Annotated in this window: 17 protein-coding genes and 1 other annotated feature; of the genes, 9 read left to right on the top strand and 8 right to left on the bottom strand. The window is 32.4% G+C overall.

Annotation, left to right across the window (positions count from 1 at the left end; all coding sequences use genetic code 11):
* Together RWQ74_RS05240 and metA are read left to right on the top strand one after the other, a co-directional pair.
* A partial coding sequence (locus RWQ74_RS05240) for an SHIRT domain-containing protein (RefSeq protein WP_314397225.1) occupies window positions 1-365 on the top strand: 365 nt, incomplete at its 5' end.
* Between the two features lie 137 nt (window positions 366-502).
* Window positions 503-731 (top strand) — a binding site (T-box leader).
* A 67-nt stretch (window positions 732-798) separates the two neighbouring features.
* Window positions 799-1,716 (top strand): homoserine O-succinyltransferase, encoded by a 918-nt coding sequence (metA, locus tag RWQ74_RS05245; protein WP_314397226.1) that lies wholly within the window; start codon window positions 799-801, stop codon window positions 1,714-1,716.
* Between the two features lie 209 nt (window positions 1,717-1,925).
* On the opposite strand, the gene RWQ74_RS05250 is transcribed toward metA, so the two are convergent.
* Genes RWQ74_RS05250 through efeO form a run of 5 tightly spaced genes read right to left on the bottom strand, consistent with a single transcriptional unit; the run spans window position 1,926 to window position 6,634 of the window.
* Window positions 1,926-2,120 (bottom strand): twin-arginine translocase TatA/TatE family subunit, encoded by a 195-nt coding sequence (locus tag RWQ74_RS05250; RefSeq protein WP_314397227.1) that lies wholly within the window; start codon window positions 2,118-2,120, stop codon window positions 1,926-1,928.
* Window positions 2,120-2,833, bottom strand: coding sequence for a twin-arginine translocase subunit TatC (tatC, locus tag RWQ74_RS05255; protein WP_314397228.1), 714 nt, complete (start codon window positions 2,831-2,833; stop codon window positions 2,120-2,122). Before tatC ends, RWQ74_RS05250 begins: the two co-directional genes overlap by 1 nt.
* Before the next feature lie 10 nt (window positions 2,834-2,843).
* Window positions 2,844-4,541: an FTR1 family protein gene (locus RWQ74_RS05260; protein WP_314397229.1), complete on the bottom strand. Its 1,698-nt coding sequence runs from the start codon at window positions 4,539-4,541 to the stop codon at window positions 2,844-2,846.
* Window positions 4,519-5,754 carry an iron uptake transporter deferrochelatase/peroxidase subunit gene (gene efeB, locus RWQ74_RS05265; protein WP_314397230.1) on the bottom strand — a complete coding sequence of 412 codons (1,236 nt, stop codon included), beginning with the start codon at window positions 5,752-5,754 and terminating at the stop codon, window positions 4,519-4,521. Before efeB ends, RWQ74_RS05260 begins: the two co-directional genes overlap by 23 nt.
* 1 nt (window position 5,755) lies before the next feature.
* Window positions 5,756-6,634 carry an iron uptake system protein EfeO gene (efeO, locus tag RWQ74_RS05270; protein WP_314397231.1) on the bottom strand — a complete coding sequence of 293 codons (879 nt, stop codon included), beginning with the start codon at window positions 6,632-6,634 and terminating at the stop codon, window positions 5,756-5,758.
* Window positions 6,635-7,304: 670 nt separating this feature from the next.
* On the opposite strand from efeO, the gene pnuC reads away from it, so the two are divergent.
* Window positions 7,305-7,862, top strand: coding sequence for a nicotinamide riboside transporter PnuC (gene pnuC, locus RWQ74_RS05275; protein ID WP_314397232.1), 558 nt, complete (start codon window positions 7,305-7,307; stop codon window positions 7,860-7,862).
* 210 nt (window positions 7,863-8,072) lie between these two features.
* Window positions 8,073-9,008, top strand: coding sequence for a hypothetical protein (locus tag RWQ74_RS05280; RefSeq protein ID WP_314397233.1), 936 nt, complete (start codon window positions 8,073-8,075; stop codon window positions 9,006-9,008).
* 189 nt (window positions 9,009-9,197) lie between these two features.
* Here RWQ74_RS05280 and RWQ74_RS05285 read toward each other — a convergent pair whose 3' ends face one another.
* Window positions 9,198-9,932, bottom strand: a complete 735-nt coding sequence (locus RWQ74_RS05285) for an HAD-IB family hydrolase (protein WP_314397234.1) — start codon at window positions 9,930-9,932, stop codon at window positions 9,198-9,200.
* A gap of 110 nt (window positions 9,933-10,042) precedes the next feature.
* Window positions 10,043-11,734, bottom strand: a complete 1,692-nt coding sequence (locus RWQ74_RS05290) for a M3 family oligoendopeptidase (protein WP_314397235.1) — start codon at window positions 11,732-11,734, stop codon at window positions 10,043-10,045.
* A gap of 248 nt (window positions 11,735-11,982) precedes the next feature.
* On the opposite strand from RWQ74_RS05290, the gene def reads away from it, so the two are divergent.
* Window positions 11,983-12,537 (top strand): peptide deformylase, encoded by a 555-nt coding sequence (def, locus tag RWQ74_RS05295; protein ID WP_314397236.1) that lies wholly within the window; start codon window positions 11,983-11,985, stop codon window positions 12,535-12,537.
* Between the two features lie 137 nt (window positions 12,538-12,674).
* Here def and prfB read toward each other — a convergent pair whose 3' ends face one another.
* Window positions 12,675-13,793, bottom strand: a complete 1,119-nt coding sequence (gene prfB / locus RWQ74_RS05300) for a peptide chain release factor 2 (protein WP_314397237.1) — start codon at window positions 13,791-13,793, stop codon at window positions 12,675-12,677.
* A 398-nt stretch (window positions 13,794-14,191) separates the two neighbouring features.
* Here prfB and hrcA point away from each other — a divergent pair, with 398 nt between their 5' ends.
* The 4 genes from hrcA to dnaJ all read left to right on the top strand — a co-directional run bounded on the left by hrcA (window position 14,192) and on the right by dnaJ (window position 19,013).
* Window positions 14,192-15,205 carry a heat-inducible transcriptional repressor HrcA gene (hrcA, locus tag RWQ74_RS05305; RefSeq protein WP_314397238.1) on the top strand — a complete coding sequence of 338 codons (1,014 nt, stop codon included), beginning with the start codon at window positions 14,192-14,194 and terminating at the stop codon, window positions 15,203-15,205.
* A gap of 13 nt (window positions 15,206-15,218) precedes the next feature.
* Window positions 15,219-15,791, top strand: coding sequence for a nucleotide exchange factor GrpE (grpE, locus tag RWQ74_RS05310; RefSeq protein WP_003143977.1), 573 nt, complete (start codon window positions 15,219-15,221; stop codon window positions 15,789-15,791).
* A 170-nt stretch (window positions 15,792-15,961) separates the two neighbouring features.
* Window positions 15,962-17,785 (top strand): molecular chaperone DnaK, encoded by a 1,824-nt coding sequence (gene dnaK, locus RWQ74_RS05315; protein WP_314397239.1) that lies wholly within the window; start codon window positions 15,962-15,964, stop codon window positions 17,783-17,785.
* Between the two features lie 76 nt (window positions 17,786-17,861).
* The gene (gene dnaJ, locus RWQ74_RS05320; protein ID WP_314397240.1) at window positions 17,862-19,013 is read left to right on the top strand and encodes a molecular chaperone DnaJ; all 1,152 of its coding nucleotides are present in this window, start codon (window positions 17,862-17,864) and stop codon (window positions 19,011-19,013) included.
* Window positions 19,014-19,115 lie beyond the last annotated feature (102 nt).

Consider the following 19,115-nt stretch of genomic DNA (forward strand, 5'->3'; position numbering starts at 1 on the left):
AATGGGTATTTAAAAAATATGATGCTGAAAATAAAGCAGTAAATAAAGCAGATGTAGAGTTTATAGGAACATGGGAATTCGAGGCTAACGCACCGGCTCCTAAGCCAGAACCAAAACCGGAGCCTAAGCCAGAACCAAAACCGGAACCAAAACCGGAACCTAAGCCAGAGCCTAAGCCAGAACCAAAACCGGAATCAAAACCGGAGCCTAAGCCAGAGCCTAAATCGGAATCTACACCAGAGATACAATCTAAAAAGATCGGAGTATTGCCAAATACTGGTGAAAAACAGTCTAATGTAGAAATTTTTGGTGCGTTAGTAGCAGCTGGTGTAATAATGATGAGACGTAAAAGAAATTCTAAGTAGTAGACTGACAATCTCTATTGAGGTAATTTAAATTCAAAAAAGATATGAATAGTAATTCATAAAACTTCTTTGAAGTGTCTAAGCTAATTCTATTGACAAATAGTGTTAAATTCTTTATACTATTAAGTAAATTAATATGTAAAACATTGAAGAGATAAGTAGATTATAATTGATTCAAAACAGAGAGCTTTCGGTAGGTGTGAGAAAGTAAGAAGAGATGTAATTGAAAATGGTCTCGGAGTAATAATTATCTAATAGGTAATTACGTCAGTGCACGATATAGCACAGCGGTATGAACACGTACCGATTAAGGTGGATATTTATATCCATAAACATGGGTGGTAACACGATAAACTCGTCCCTATTACATAAGTTTGTAATAGTGGCGAGTTTTTTTATTTAAGATTATAAGAATAGTTAAGGAGACAATATAATGCCAATATGTATTCAAAATGAATTACCGGTGAAAAATAAATTATTAGAAGAAGGAGTAGTCGTAATAGAAGAAAATAGAGCTAAAAATCAAGATATACGCCCACTAAAAATTTTAATTTTGAATTTAATGCCGAAAAAAGAAGAAACTGAGCGTCAATTACTGAGACTTCTTGGAAACTCTCCGCTTCAAATCACGGTAGAATTTCTACATATGACTAGTCACATTGCCAAAAATACAGCGCAGTCTTACTTAGAGAAATTCTATAAAACATTTGATGAAGTGAAAGATAAATACTATGATGGACTTATTATTACAGGTGCGCCTGTTGAACAATTAGAATTTGAAGATGTAAATTACTGGGGAGAGTTGAATGATATTTTTGAATGGAGTAAAACGCATGTATTTTCAACATTAAATATTTGTTGGGCAGCTCAGGCTAGTTTATACTATCATTTTGGTGTCAAAAAAGAACAAGTTGCTGATAAGATATTTGGAGTTTTTGAACATGATGTCCTTATAGAAAATCATACATTAACACGAGGATTTACAGATACTTTCTTAGCTCCTCATTCTAGACACACTAAAATAGAAGAAGAGAAACTACCTATTATTTCTGAACTTGATGTATTAGCGAGATCAGAAGAGGTTGGTACATTAATAGCTGCGACTAAAGATATTAGAAAGATTTTTGTAACAGGGCATATTGAATATGATGCTGATACACTTCATAACGAATATGTACGTGATAAGAATAGTAATCTTCCAATAGAAGTTCCGGTGAATTATTACCCAGGAAATGATGATACCAAAGCACCTAAAAATAGATGGCGTGGGGTGGCTTACTTATTCTATCATAACTGGTTAAACCAGGTTTATCAACAAACACCGTATGATTTAGCTGAATTATCAAAATAAGAGAAAGAAAAAGACTTTACAGGGAGTGACTCAAAAATCGTGATTTTGGAGAAACAAGATTTTGTCGAGTCACCCCCGCACAGTTTATTAGATATCTAAAAAGCTTTTATAAAACGAATTTAGATATCAATAAATCACTGCGTATATGAGTTCTCATATGTACTTTGTTGAATTTTAGGACTTCTGGGTCAGCCCCGTAAAGTCTATTTTTATTTATCTTTTTTTTCGTCTTTTTTATCAGAGTTTTCCTCTTCTGTTAATCCTGAAATTGATTTTTTAAATGATGTGAACATTTTTCCAATTGATTCTCCAAGTTCAGGTAGACGTTTAGGACCGAAGATTATTAGAGCAGCTATAATAAGTACTATAACTCCAGGAGCTCCTATATCACGTAAAAATCCCATTACTTTTCACCTCTTTTGTTGTAAATATACTTGCTAATAATAATGCTAATTTCATAAATTAAAATTAATGGTATTGACATAACGATATCACTAATAAAGTCAGCAGGTGTAATGACTACTGCTACTACAATTAGTATAAAATATGCATATCTTCTATTTTTAGTTAAGAAGTTAGGTGTTAGTATACCTAATGATGTTAGGAATGCAACAATAACAGGAAACTCAAAAAGTATTGCTATCGGTATTGTTGTATTAATAACAAATGATAGATAGTTTTGAGCTGTTAATTGAGTGTTGAATAAATCATCCCCGATAGAAAGAAGCACGTTTAAGATAGCAGGAGTCACTAGAAAGAACCCGAAAGCTAAGCCTACTGAAAAACAAATGAATACTGCCGGTATATAGGCTAATAATGCACGAGCTTCTCTTTCTTCTAATGCAGGTTTTATGAATGCCCAAATTTGATAACAAATAAATGGTATCGAAAATGTGAAGGCACAAAGTCCTGCAAGAGTAAGATATATCCATAGTATATCATTAGGTCCAAGAACAATCAATTTATTATTAAAATTACTAGTTAAAAATTTATAAATATCCGCTGACCATAATAAACTTACTATGAAAGAGACAATAAAAAACACAAGGCTTAGTATTAGTCTCTTTCTAAGTTCGTTTAGATGATCCACGGTAGAAACTTTATCTCCATATTTCATCGCAAGTTACCTATTTATTTTTAGATTTTTCATAGAATATACTAATTGCTACAACTATGATATAAATAAGTTGAGCTATTATTACTTCAAAACTAGGATAGATTCCTAATATTTCGATAGTAGGTAAATAATCTATAATGTTATTTGATAGCATATCAGTTATTTGTAAAGCATGTATACTTACTCCAAGCATTTTGAATCCTAGAATGTATATTAACCAAGATAGAACTAGGAATACTTTGCTAATTGGTAATTTTCCGGAAGCTTTTACCATAATTATACCGATAATTATTAAAGCAACAATAGCAAGAGCAATCCCAATTAGTAAGTTACTTGTAGAAATTAATGGCATAATACCAGTGTAGAATAAAATAGTTTCTGCCCCTTCACGGAATACTGCTAGGAAGCTAAGTGTAAACATAGAAATAAAGCTTCCAGTAGAAAGTACTAGATTTAACTTTGTATCCATATATTTCTTCCATGCTTTTACAGAACTTTTACTATGTAGCCAGATTCCTATACCTATCATCATGATTACTGCGAATATACCAACAACACCTTCGATGATTTCACGGTTAGTACCAGATGATAGAGCAGGGAATGAGTATTTTAAAATAACGGCTGCTAGTATACTAGTAAGGATACCTACTAAGGCACCTGCATAAATCCAGATCAACCCTTTTTTCTGCTTGGCAGCTTTTAATGCACTTGCTAGAGATAAGACGATTATTAATGCTTCAACACCTTCACGAAGTAAAATTAGCATAGAATCTAATGCAGTATAGTTAGACTTCGTATCGATTTTTTCTAGCTCTGTAATTAAGTTTTTAAGTTGTTCTTGATACTTTTGTTCGCTACCTTTAACCATAATGATAGGAGTTTCGCTTTCTACTTTAGTATATAGCGAAGCGTTTCGTGTTCGAACTTCTCCTTCGATAACAGGCCAAACTTCTATGAATTTCTTCATTTTCTGTGAACCTTGTGCTTTATTTCCATCCTTAAAGGCTGTAAGACTATCTTCAAGAAGCTTTATTCCTTGTTCAAGTGTTTTAACTTCTGAATTTTGTTCTATCTTTTTCCCAGCAAGGAAATCATCTAGATAAGTTTTTAAATCAGTTAAATATAATTTTGTAGTTTGATAGTCATAAGGTTCGATCTCCATAGAACTACGTAGAAATGACATTGTTGTTTCTACTTTTCCGTAGTAAGCAGGTTCAAGTGTTCTTACGATACCTTCATTACGTACCCATGCAGCATTGTACTTAACATATTCTGCTTTCATAGTTTCAACATCTTTAGTGTCGATTGCTTTTTCTAATTTATCGAAAGCAGGGTAAAGTTTCGTTTTAAATGCTTTTTTTTCGGCTTCAACATCTAAAGGATTTTGTTCATTTTCAAAAGCGAGTAGTGCTGTTGATAATTCCCTAAGTTGTTCTTCATTAATATCATCTGATTTTAATGTTTGTTTAACTTTTTTTCCAGCTTCAGAATCTGAATTTTTCGTTGCTTCAAACTCTGTTTTAAATTCTTCAATTAATTTTTTAGCTTTATCTTGTTCGTTATTTTTTATTGCAGCGTTAGCGTCGGTAATTTTTATAAAAAGATTACTGTATGATTCTTTTGCCACAATAGTTTTTAAAAATGGAGAGCTAAAACTGAAAAGAACGATAAAAGCTAAAAATATTTTAGTCAAATAGTTTTTTGCCAATATATTCTCCCTCCTTAATTCCTCCAAAACATGCAAATAGACCGCTACCGATATGAGTTATATATTCATTCATCTTATCTTCATTTCCTAGACTATTTTGGATAGTTATAAATTGTTTTGGATCTTTTTGGAATGAGATAAATAGTAGACCAGAGTCGAATTGTCCAGTAGTTTCATTTATTCCATCTGAGTATGAGTAGGAACGTCGTAGTAGTTCTACACCAGGTTTATGTGCTAAGTGGACGTGAGAAGTTACAGGAATTAAAGGTTTTCCATCTGGACCTTTTTTATTAAGATCAATTGGGGCGAATTCGTCAGTTTCTCCGAAAGGAGCACCACTATCTTTATATCTTCCGAAGGTATTTTCCTGTTCATTTAAACTTGTTCTATCCCATGTCTCAAGGTGCATTTGTATACGTCTTACAGCCATGTAGCTACCATCTTTCATCCAGTTGTCTTTATCACACCATACAATTTTATCAAATTGGTCTTCTTTAGTTGCATTAGCAGTACCGTCTTTAAATCCGAAAAGGTTACGCGGTGTTTCAAGACGATTACCAATAGCGGCAAAACCAGATTGGCTCCACTTCATAGTTACAGTAGAGCGAGCCTTTCTAACTAGGTTACGTACTGCATGGAAGGCTACCTGTTCATCATCTGCACATGCTTGAATACAAATGTCCCCACCTGTATATTTTTCTTTTAGTTGTTCTCTTGCGAAAGGAGGTAAGTCTTTAAATTCTTCAAGACTTTTATTCTCTAAGTTCATTTTCTTTAAGAAACTTGGACTAACTCCAAATGTCAGAGTTAAACGATAGGGGTTTAATCCTACCGTTTCTCCAGTATCTTTTGGTGGTAAATAATGGTTTTTAAGAGTAGGTTCAACTAGTTCACCGTTCATTAATTTTTCACTATATTTAGTCCATTTCTTAAACATATCGATTACATCATCACGTTTAGTTGAGTGTAAATCTAGTACGACAAAATAAACACATTTTTGCATAAGAGTAGTAATTCCAGCTTGGTGTTTCCCATAGAATGTGATTTTTTCTTCTCCATCAGCTATAGCTCGGTTATTCTCAGCTTTGTTTGCGAAAAATCCACCAAGGGCAGAAGCTCCAACAACTGCACCAGCTCCAGTCATTCCTGCTTTTTTCAGGAAATCACGTCTTGTTATTTTTTTGTCAATCCATTTTTTACCAGATTCTTCCATATTACTTAGCCTCTTCGTCTAAAATTACACCCATTTGAGAAAGTGGTTCTCCTAATTTTGTTACTGCTTCAGAAAGTTCTTTAGTATTTTCTTTTGTTAAATCAGTATATAGTTTGTAGTGTTTTTCATCAGTTTTATATTTGTCTAATAAGCTATTTATTGTAGCAAATTTTTCAGTTAAATCTTTAGCTAATTTACTATCTTTTTTCTCGATTAAAGGTTTGAAAATTTTGAAGATTTCTTCAGCACCTTCGATATTAGCTTTAAAGTCGTATAGGTCAGTGTGAGAGTAAATTTCTTCTTCTCCTGTGATTTTTTGCGTTGCAACTTCGTTAAGTAAGTCAACAGCTCCAGTTACCATTAAATCAGGAGTAACTTCAACAGTAGCGACTTTAGCTTTTAATTCTTTAATATCTTTTACTAGTTGGTCTGCATATTCTTCAGTACCTTTAGTAGTATTTTGTTCCCACATAATTTTTTCAATTCTGTGGAATCCTCTCCAGCTTTCTTCTGTTTTATTTTCTTCAAGGTAGTCAGCAAGACGGAAGTCAATATTCACATCAAGTTCACCGAAACTTTCCGCGATAGGTTCTGAACGTTCATAAGCCATACGAATAACTGGATATTGTTTTTTAGCTTCTTCAAGATTTCCAGCTTTAATAGTTTCAGCGAATTTTTCAGTATCTTTAAGTAGAGTATCTACTTGGTTTTCTACGAATTTTTTATAAAGGTCAGTAGCTTGTTTAAGTTGCTCTTTTGTACCTTTAGAAGTGTCAACTTGGGCAGTTTTGTTTTCTTCTTTCTTCTCTGTTTTAGAAGCACATCCGCTAATTACGATAGTTCCAGCCATTAGTGCCATAAATAATTTGTTTTTCTTCATTAATAAATATACTCACTTTCAATTTAATCTATTATAAATTATAATCATTATCAGTTAGAAAGTAAAGTGATAAGAAACAAAATAAATAAAAAAGAAAAGTTTTACATAGCAAATAAAATTTTTTTTAGGGAGTAACTTAAAAATCGTGATTTCGAAGAAATTGATTTTGTCGATTCCCCCCTGCATAGTTTATTAGATATCTAAAAAGTTTTTATAAAGCGAATTTAGATATCAATAAACCACCGCGTATACACTTTTTTAAAATTTAAGACTCGCAGGCTAACTACTTTTATATAACAGACTAGCTAATTAAATTAAAAGAATTATAGTATTTTATTTTAAAAAAATATTTATATTATATAATAGTCTAGTGAAAATATGAAATTAATCGATTGAAAGTGAAAAATGTTTGGTGTATAATGAAAGTAGATTTTTAGTAAGCGATATAAAAAAGCTACTAAGAACCTAAAAAATTAAGATTGCATTAATTTAATGCGGTACTTTTAAAAAGGAATAAAAGGCTTTATGAAAAAAAAAATTAAAAATATTCGCAACATCAAAATGGTTTGATTTACTAGGGGTTGTTTTAGTAATTAGTATTGCTATTGCATCAGGTTATTTAGCAACGAGATTAGATAAATTTGTTGATTGGGGTCCATGGACTGCACTTGTGCCATTTGGACTTATTTCTGTAATTAATGTCGGTATTTCAATGTTATCTACGAGATTTACAGGGAAATTAAGCAAACTTGGGAACTACTTAGGTATTATCAATGCTGTATTATCAGGGGTTATTGACTATATCTTAGGTAATAAGGCTGCGATTATTACATATCCTGTAACATTTTTAATCTATTTGGGTGCGATTTATGTATGGAATAAATCTACAGATAAACCAAATACAATGTCAAAAGCAAAATTATATACAGTATTAACAGCAATTGCGATTCTTTCATTTGTATTCTCATATGCTACAAACTATATTGGATATCATGGTAAGATGAGTACGCTTGCGTATATTACTACAATTGCATTTGCATTCTCATTAATGGGTAATGGATTAAATACGTTTAAGCTAACTACACAATGGCCATTTTGGTTACTGTATAATATTGTTCAACTAACAAAAGCAGTAGTTCAAGGAAACTTCGCTAACGTTGGTAAATATATCTTCTATATCATTAATAGTGTTGGAGCATTATTTGTGTGGAAAGATTCTGAAAAATAAAATATACTATGATTAGAAATTCTAAGCTGTTGACAACTGTAAGAGTGCAGGAGTCAACAGTTTTCGTTTATATGTAATTGATATGCTCGCTAATAAATAAAGGATAAATCTACTATGTTAAAATTTTTCTAGTAAAATACGATTTTCTATGAGATAATAATTCTATAGTCCGCGAAGAGTGGAGAGATTTTAGATAACAGGAGAATATATATGAAAAAAAGTATTGCTATATTTTCGAGTATTGTAGTAGCACTTATTATTTGTGCTACAGCTTATTATTTTATGTTTGGTGGAAAAGATAAGAAGGTAAAAGAAGAGTATCAAAAATATGTTGATATGATTAATCTCAGTCATGATTTTGAAGCTGGAGCGAAAGGCTTGGAAACTTTAACTACAGATGTTGCGCAAAAGGTTATTCCTACTATCAAAACTGATATTAAAGTAGCAAAAGAGCTTAGAAATACATCTATTAGTTTAAATGATAAAAAAGTTGATGAAGCAAAAAATAGCTTAGATAGAGCTAAAAAGCTTGATACCAGTTCAAATTTTTCGGCTGCTATTAACTGGTTAAATGCTGACATTGAAAATTATAAGAAAGCAGAAGAAGAGATAAAGAATATTAAGACAGATGCTAATTTTAGTAAAGATTTATCTCAAATCTTAGAAAAATACAAGTTTAATAATAATAGTCTAAAACAACTGTTAAGTGATGTAGGTACTAAACTTTATGAAAAAGCTCAGGAAGCTGCACAAAAGGCTAAGGAACTTGCTGACAAAGCAAGAGAGTTTGAACGTAAGAAAAATCAATCAGATGTTGAGCTAGGAGGGCCTAATCCTACATTGTTAAATGATAGTAATTCATTGCCAGCTGATGCACAAGGAATCGGTGGAGCTATGAATGAAGAAGGTGCGAGAAAAATGAGCTCTGATCTTGTTAATCGATATAAAGGATACCTTCTGAAAAAATATGATGGAGCATCAATTGAATGGTCTGTGAATGGTAAGAGTTTCAAAATTATTAAGGAAGATGGAAGTAAACTAACTTTTACTACTCAAGCTCAACTTTATAAAAAAGTGGGTAATAGATTAGTTTCTGGAGTTAATCTTAATAGTGAAGAAGGTTCTGAATTCTTATATAATACTTAGTATTTAATGAGTAAAGAAAGGTATTGACCTAAAAGTTCGTATATATGATAACTCATAGATGCAGCGGTTTATTGATATCTAAATTCGCTTTATAAAAGCTTTTTAGATATCTAATAAACTTTGCGGGAGTGACTCGATAAAATCGTGATTTCTTAAGAAACAAGATTTTGTCGAGTCACTCCCTTTCTTTTATATTTCTACTATATCTATATTAGCTTTTGTTTTATATATAACATCTTTACGTTCGATTAGAATAGTAGCTTTTTCAGATAGTTCTTTATTTTCTTTAATTTTACTTAGTAATTCACGACTTGGGTTCATGGCAACAGGATTTCCAACACGTCTTAACATGTTGTAATCACCATTAGTGTCCCCATAAGCGAAAGATTTGTCAAGGTCAATGTTGTATTCTTCTACTAATTTGTCGATAGTTTTATTTTTACTATCAGCATCCCACATTGGAATTACTTCACCTGTGAATTTTTCATCTTCTATAATGTATTTACTACCAATAGCCAGGAATGCATGGTGTTTTTTACCCATCGCTTCTACAAGGTAGTCAGGACTTCCTGAAATGAAGATGATTAGGTGTCCGTTTTTCTTGTGTTTTTCTATGATATTTCTTGTGAATTTATAGACACGATCTGCTTTAAGTTTCATAACTTGTTCTGTTGCGAAGTCGATATATTTTTTATGAAGACCTGTAATTGCTTGTACATAAGCTTCAGAAACGCCGAAAAGGTAGTTATCATAGTCTTCGAATCTCTTATCCCAGTTAATGTAACTATCTTTTAAACCATTTAACCAATATTTTTCATCTACAACTTCATATTTTATTAATTTTTTAAAATGTTCTGTCATTAGAGAATCTCTATAAAGAGTTCCGTCAATATCAAAAAATGCTGCTATCTTTTTTTCTTTCATATTTTGTCCTCCTAATTTTAAAATAATATTTCTATTATAATTAAGGGAGTGACTCAAAAATCGCAATTTCTTAAGAAACAAGATTTTGTTGAGTCACTCTTTTAAAAGTTTTAGAATTTTGTAGCATCAACAGAGTCAATGTATTTTCTAAGTTCCGGAACAATATTAGAAATAGTACCATCTTCGAATGGATTTTCTAAGTTAGCTTCCTTAACTAACTCTAAGAATGGTTTAGTTCCACCAAGTTTACACAGGTGTAGATATTCTTTCCATGCTTTTTCTCTATTTTCGTTAGCTTTTTTCCAGAATTGGAAAGCACAAACTTGAGCTAGAGTGTAGTCGATGTAGTAGAATGGTGCACCGAATAAGTGACCTTGTCTGTAGAAAAATAGCCCTTCATCAAGTTCAGGAATATCCTCATAGTAACGAGATGGTAAGTATTTTCTTTCGATTTCTAACCATTTCATACGACGTTCTTTTGGAGTTAGCTCTGGATTTTCGTATACTTCATGTTGGAATTCATCAACAGTAACACCATATGGTAAGAATTTGATTGATGTTGCCATGTGGTAGTATTTGAATTTCTCTGTTTCATTTTGGAAGAATAAGTTCATCCAAGGCCAAGTTAAAAATTCCATACTCATTGAGTGAATTTCGCAAGCTTCGTATGTTGGCCAAACATAATCTGGCATATGATGTCTACTTTGGAAAACTTGGAAAGCATGTCCAGCTTCATGAGTTAGAACTGTAACGTCATGAGGTGTTTGGTTAAAGTTAGCGAAGATAAATGGTGCTTTGTAATTTGGAATAAATGTACAGTAACCACCACCAGCTTTTCCTGGTTTTGTATCTAAATCTAATAAATTATTTTCAGTCATAAATGTGAAGAATTCATCAGTTTCAGGTGATAATTCTTTATACATTGTTTTTGCGTAATCAACAAGTGTTGGGCGATCTCCTTTTGGAGTAGGGTTACCTGATTTGAATGTTACACCTTCATCGTGGAATGAAAGTTTTTCAAGTCCTAGACGATTAGCTTGAGCTTTTTTAAGTTCTTCAACAACAGGTACGATTTCCTCAAAAATTTGTTTTCTGTAGTTTGCGACGTCTTTTGCATTGTAGTCTGTTCTACGTAAGCGTAGGTAAGCAACTTCTACGAAGTTTTCGAAACCAAGTTTTTTTGCGATACGAGTACGAACTTTAATCATACGGTCATAGATGCTATCATATTGTTCTAAGTTTTCTTTAAAGAATCTAGCTACAGCTTGGTTTGCTAATAGACGAGTTTCACGGTTAGCATCTTGTGTATATTTAGCCATACCACTTAAATTGTGTTCTCCACCATCAAATGGAATTTTAGCACTTGAAGTTAGTTTTGTATATTCTGAAGAAAGTTTGTTTTCTTCTTTTAAATCTTCAATGATTTCATCGCTAAATACTTTTAGAGAAGTTTCAATTAGATTGAAGTAATGTTCCCCGATTTCTTTTTTTAGTTCTTCTTTAAATTTTGAATTAAATATTGCTTCGTCGAATTTGCTGTAAAGTGAATCTAATTCAGGACCGAATTCATCCCAAAATTCTTGTTCAGCTTCATAAAATTCGTCTGTAGTATCGATTGTTACGCGAATCTCTGATAATTGTGCCATAGTGCTTACATTATCACGAAGTTTATTGTATTCATTAAAAACTTCTAATGTTTCTTCAGCATTATTTGCTGAGTTAAGTCTTTCTACTAATGTTTTTAATTGTTCTTTTAATTGATCTGTATTTGGTCTTGTATATTGGTAATTTTCAAAAGTCATAATACACCCTCCTAAAAATTTTATTTATAAATTATCAATAATACTATGATAACACGAAATAAATAAAAATACAAAAATAACTTTCAGAAAATTCAAAAATAAAGATAGAAAATTAAAGGAATATTTTATGTAAAATAAAACTCTTAAAAAAATGTCGGGTAGGAAACTTTGACAATCTTGAAAATTTATGAAATAATAAAAAAGGATGATATACCGATATAAATAATTAGAAATAAAGGAGAAAAGATTTGATTACAACTAAAGATATAATTATAGACCCACACGCAACGCTTAGAGCTCGTGCTGAAGAAGTTAAAAGTCCGATTTCAGAAGAGGATAAAGCAATTTTACGTGGATTATTAGAATATGTTATTGCCTCACAAGATGATGAAAAAGCAGAAAAATTAGGATTGAAACCTGGAATAGGGTTAGCTGCACCGCAAATCAATGTTTCAAAAAGAATGATTGCTGTGCACATTCCAGATGAGGAATTCCCAGAAGACACAGTTTCTTATGCACTATATAATCCAAAAATCATTTCAAACTCAGCAGCAAAATGTTACTTAGCTGGTGGAGAAGGGTGTTTATCTGTAGATAAAGATATTAAAGGATATGTTCCTCGTTATTCAAAAATTAAAGTAGTTGGTTATAATGAAAATGATGAGAAAGTTACTTTAACTTTAACAGATTTACCAGCAATTTGTTTCCAACACGAGATTGATCACTTAAATGGAGTTATGTTCTACGATCACATTAATAAAGAAAATCCATTTGATGTACCAGCTGAATACGAAAAACTGTAATTAGTGACTTGATAGAAATTTTAATTTATAAGAAATTGGTTTTGTTGAGTTGCTAGCTATTTATAAATAATTTTCTCGAAAAACGAGATATAAGAAATGCACCTGAAATTCGTGAGTTATTTTCAGGTGTATTTCATTTATAGTATTTCTTTTTCTTTTATATTGTAATGTAGATAAGCGTCAATAAAATCGATTATTTCACCATCCATTACTTTATCTACTGTAGATACTTCATAGTTTGTTCTGTGATCTTTTACCATTGTATATGGCGTAAATACATAAGAACGAATTTGAGATCCCCAACCAATGTCTTTCTGTTCACCACGAATAGCTGCTAATTCTTTCTCTTTTTCTTCTATTTCTAATTGATAAAGTTTTGATTTTAAGTTTTTCATCGCAGCATCTTTATTTTGTATTTGGCTACGCTCAGATTGTGATTGAACAACGATACCTGTAGGAAGGTGGGTGATACGCACGGCTGAGTCAGTAGTGTTAATATGCTGACCACCTGCACCTTGCGCTCGGTAAGTATCAATTTTTAAGTCTTCATTGTTAATTTCTATATTGATTTCGTCTTCATTAAATTCTGGGATTACATCGATTGAAGCAAAAGACGTATGTCTTTTACCAGACGGATCGAAAGGTGAGATACGTACAACTCGATGAACACCTTTTTCTCCTTTTAATAATCCATATGCAAAGTCACCTTCAATTTTTATAGTTGCTGATTTAACCCCAGTGATATCACCAGATTGATAGTTTAAGTAGCTGTATTTTAATCCTTGTTTTGTGAAAAATCTCTCATACATACGTAACATTAATTCTGACCAGTCTGTTGCATCAGTTCCACCAGCACCGGCATGTATTTCAAGTATAGCAGTGTTGTTATCATATTCTTCTGAGAATAATAATCTGAAGCTAAAATCTTCAACACTTGATTTTAGATTGACTACTGTTTCTAGTAAATCTTGATAAATTTCTTCATCATCTTCATCTTTTAGAAATTCAACCATCTCTTCAGAGTGCTCTAAATAGTCTATCATTTCACTAAATTCATCAAGTTCTTTTTTTATACTTTTTGATTCGGTAACTAGTAGACTAGCTGCTTCGCTATCATTCCAAAAATCAGATTCTAGCATCATATTTTCAATTTCAGCAATTCGTTCAGTTTTATCTTCTATTTTTAATGAAGTTTTAAATTCCGTTATTCTTTTGTTAATTTCTTCGAGTTCTTTTCTAAGTTCAATAAGTTCCAAAATTTTTACCTCTAATAACTTCTTTCGTTTACTTATTATACAAGAATTTTATTGAAGATACAAGGAAGGTAGGAACAAATTATAATACTTTTTGATTAAATATACATTTAGAAATTAGGTTAAAAATTCTTGATATATGTTGCTTCATCTACAGATTATTATTTTATTTTCAATATTATGTAGCAATACTACGAAAGAATTAGTTGAATTTTTCATCAAAAATTGTTCTTAGAAATGCAATTGCATCAAGGGTAAGTAGAATAGTAAAATAAAAAGTCAAAAAAAGTCAAAAAAATTATAAAAATCTATTGACTTATTTTGACCTTAATGATATTATTATATATGTGATTAGCAGTCAGATACTTAGAGTGCTAAAACATAAAATTGGAGAATAGGTGATGACGATGTTAATAGATAGACAAGTACTCATTCTTCAATCTATAGTCGAAAATTTTATTACGACTAATCAACCTGTAGGTTCTAAGCAAATTGCTCAAAATATTGATTTCAGTTCGGCAACGATAAGAAATGATATGAGTAAATTAGAAAAAGAAGGATTGATTAAAAAGACGCATATTTCATCAGGTCGAGTACCTTCTGAAAAGGGTTATCGCTATTATGTAGATTATATAAAAAAAGATTATGAATTATCAAATAGTGAGAATGAAAAACTTAAACAACTCTCTGGTGGTGATATAGTCTCGGAAAATAATTATCTAGAAAAAAATGCAATAGTACTATCGGACTTAACGGATTGTACGGCGGTGATACTAGCCCCGACAAAAACTGATAGGCGCATTAATAAGATAGAGGTTATTCTTCTAAGTAGTCGTAGCATTCTCGTTATATTAGTAACAAACATAGGAGAAGTATTCCAACAAAACTATAAACTTGATGCGGATTTCACTGCAGAAGATATAGGAGAGATTAATAAACTTCTTCAAAGTTACTTCTATGATGTGGATATGGCAACAGCTCACGTAATGATTCATGGTGAGTTAGAAAAATATCTAAAGAATAAAGTTAACAACTACGATATGATAGTGGTGGCTTTAAATAGATTGTTGCAAAATAAAATTAAGAAGACTGTAGCATTAGGGGGTAAGTACAATTTACTTAAGCAACCCGATATAGACAATGTAGAAAAATTAAAAGAAGTAGTATCGCTCTTAGAAGATGATAAGATAGTCGAGCTTCTAGATAATGATGAAGTAACAGACAAACCATCTATTAAAATAGGAACTGAGCTTAAGCTTGGGAATATAGATGATCTTTCATTAGTGTCTAGTAGTTATAACACATCTAAAGGTCAAGGAGTAATAGCCGTATTTGGACCAAAGAGAATGGACTATTCGAAAATCATGACACTTATAGCTTGTGTTCGTGATAATTTAAATAATAATTTAAAATAATTAGGAGGTAGAGATGGCTACTGAAGAACAAAAAGAAACTCTACAAGAAGAAGTAACAACAGAAGAAACTGTTGAGACTGAAGAAACGACAGATTTAAAAGAAGAAGTAGTTGAAAAAACTGCAGAAGAATTATTACAAGAGCAAATTGAAAAACTGCAAGAAGAAGTAAAAGCATCAGAAGACAAATATTTACGACTTTACGCAGAGTTTGAAAACTTTAAACGACGTAAAAATCAAGAAATTGATACTATAAATGCTTATAAGAGTCAAAAAGTGATTACAGAAATCTTACCAAGTTTGGATAACTTAGAACGTGCTTTACAAGTTGAATCAACTAATGAAGAAGTACAAACAGTTCTAAAAGGTGTACAAATGGTATACGAAGGATTACAAGCAGCGCTTAAATCAGAAGGTGTTGAACTGGTGGAAACTGAAAATGCTCAGTTCGATCCGAACTTCCATCATGCAGTAATGCAAGGAGAAGAGAGTGATAAAGAAAGCGGAGTAATCTTAGATACATTCCAAAAAGGTTATAAACTAAAAGATAGAGTAATCAGACCAGCAATGGTGAAAGTAAACTCGTAGTAGCTATACCAAAAACAAAAAAATTTGGTATTTAGTCACTGCGCAGAATATTTTCAGTGTAAAACTGAAAAGCATTTAAAAAAGTAATATTAGACTTTGTTAGAGTGAAAAATCATTTTAACAAATAAATTTGAAAATATAGTTATTATAAATTTAAGGAGGACAACAATATGTCAAAAATTATAGGTATCGACTTAGGAACAACTAACTCATGTGTATCAGTATTAGAAGGTGGGGAAGCTAAAGTAATCCCTAACCCAGAAGGAAATAGAACTACACCATCTGTAGTAGCATTCAAAGGTGATGAAATTCAAGTAGGGGAAGTAGCAAAACGTCAAGCAATTACTAACCCTAACACAGTAATTTCTATTAAACGTCACATGGGAACAGATTACAAAGAAGATGTAAATGGTAAAAAATACTCACCACAAGAAATCTCAGCAATGATCTTACAAAACTTAAAAGCAACTGCTGAAGCTTACCTAGGTGAAAAAGTAACTAAAGCTGTTATTACAGTACCAGCATACTTCAATGACGCTCAACGTCAAGCAACAAAAGATGCAGGTAAAATTGCTGGATTAGAAGTAGAACGTATTATTAACGAACCTACTGCAGCTGCATTAGCATACGGACTAGAAAAAACAGATGTAGATCAAAAAGTATTAGTATTTGACCTTGGTGGTGGTACATTCGACGTATCTATCTTAGAATTAGGAGATGGAGTATTTGAAGTACTTGCTACATCAGGAGATAACTTACTAGGTGGAGATGACTTTGACCAAGCTATTATCGACTACCTTGTAGAAGAATTCAAAAAAGAACAAGCTATCGATTTATCACAAGATAAAATGGCAATGCAACGTCTTAAAGATGCAGCAGAAAAAGCTAAAAAAGACTTATCTGGTGTAACTTCAACTCAAATTTCATTACCATTCATCTCAGCAGGAGCTAACGGACCAGTTCACTTAGAAAACACATTAACTCGTGCTAAATTCGATGAACTTACTCACAGCTTAGTAGAAAGAACATTAATCCCAACTCGTCAAGCTCTTAAAGATGCTGGATTAAACCCAAGTGAAATCGATCAAGTAATCTTAGTTGGTGGATCTACACGTATTCCAGCAGTACAAGAAGCTGTTAAAAAAGAAATGGGTAAAGAGCCTCATAAAGGAGTAAACCCTGATGAAGTAGTAGCGATGGGTGCTGCTATCCAAGGTGGAGTAATCACAGGAGATGTTAAAGATGTAGTATTACTAGACGTAACTCCATTATCATTAGGTATTGAAACAATGGGATCAGTTATGACAGTATTAATTCCAAGAAATATAACAATCCCAACATCTAAATCACAAGTATTCTCTACAGCTGCAGATAACCAACCAGCAGTAGATATCCACGTATTACAAGGTGAACGCCCAATGGCAACTGATAACAAAACTCTTGGAAGATTCCAACTTTCAGATATACCACCAGCACCACGTGGAGTACCTCAAATCGAAGTTACATTCGATATCGACAAAAACGGTATCGTAAATGTTACTGCTAAAGATCTTGGAACTCAAAAACAACAAAAAATCACTATTGAATCAAGTAGTTCATTAACTGATGCTGATATCGATAGAATGGTTAAAGAAGCAGAAGCTAACGCAGATGCAGATGCTAAACGTAAAGAAGAAGCTGATGTACGTAACGAAGCTGATCAACTTTCATTCCAAGCAGATAAAGCATTAGAAGAAGCTAAAGATAAAGTAGATCAAAGCTTATTAGATAACATTAAAGATAAAAACGATACATTAAAAGAAGCTATTAAAAACAATAACTTTGAAGAAATTAAAGCTGCTAAAGATGAATTAAACAAAGCTGTTCAAGAAATGACTATGAAACTTTACGAACAAGCTAATGCAGCAGCTGGAGCTCAAGGTGCAGACGCAGGAGCAACTTCATCTAATAATGATGATGACACAATCGATGCAGACTTCACTGAGAAAAAATAATTAAATAAATAGTCTAAGGGCTGGTAGCGTTATGCGCTAGCCCTTTGTTAAATAATTAATTATAGGAGAGATTAAGATGGCTAAAAGAGATTATTATGAGGTGCTTGGCGTAAGTAAAAGCGCAAGTGCAGCTGAGATAAAAAAAGCATATCGTAAATTATCAAAACAATATCACCCAGATATCAACAAAGAGCCAGGTGCTGAAGATAAATTTAAAGAAATCACAGAAGCTTACGAAGTGCTAAGTGACGATACTAAAAAAGCTCAATATGATCAATTTGGTCATGCAGCGTTTGAAGGTGGAGCAGGTCATGGTGGCTTTGGTGGTTTCGGTGGAGGTTTCTCTGGATTCTCAGGTGGTTTTGATGACCTTGGAGATATTTTCTCAAGTTTCTTCGGAGGTGGAGGAGCGCGTCGTAATCCAAATGCCCCTCGTCAAGGAGAAGACTTATTACACCGTATTCGTATAAGCTTTGAAGATGCTGTATTCGGTACGAAAAAAACTATTAAAATTCGTAAAGATGTAGAATGTGATCACTGTCACGGAAGTGGTGCAAAAGATTCTTCATCTGTAAACACTTGTCACAGATGTAATGGTAGTGGACAAGAAGCAGTAATTCAAGATACTCCATTCGGTCGTATGCAAAGTCAGCGTACATGTTCTGAATGTCAAGGACGCGGTAAAATTATAAAAGATAAATGTGCGCACTGTTTCGGTAAAGGATACAATAACCGTGAAGTAGAATACGAAGTAGAAATTCCAGAAGGAATCAGCTCAGGACAACGTGTTCGTCTTCGTGGTAAAGGTGGAGCAGGAGAAAATGGAGGTCCAGCAGGTGACTTATTCATAGAGGTAATCGTTGCTGAAGATATATATTTCCACAGAGAAGATGATGATATCTATACAGAATTAAAACTTTCTCCAGCACAGGCGGCTCTTGGTACAAAACTAGATGTACGTACATTAACAGGTGAGATTGAACTTAATGTTCCAGCAGGAACACAGCACGGACGTAAATTCCGTCTTGCAGGTAAGGGAGTTAAGAGCGTAATGGGATATGGTCAAGGAGATCACTACATTGTGGTATCTATTGAGATTCCTAAAAACCTGTCAACTAAAGAACGTGAATTATACCTAGAACTTGCTAAATTAAATAATGAAAAAGTTGAAGAAGATGAAAGCTTTTTAGATAAAGTAAGCAGAAAAGCAAAAGATTTATTCGATTAATAATTAATATACTCAGGATAGAGAGTGGAGATTCAAAAATTAATATAAAGTTTAGTTTTGAATTTCCTATTGAAATCCTGAGTTTTTTTGTTTTATTAACTA

It is taken from the genome of uncultured Gemella sp., assembly GCF_963525165.1.
Taxonomy (GTDB): Bacteria; Bacillota; Bacilli; order Staphylococcales; family Gemellaceae; genus Gemella.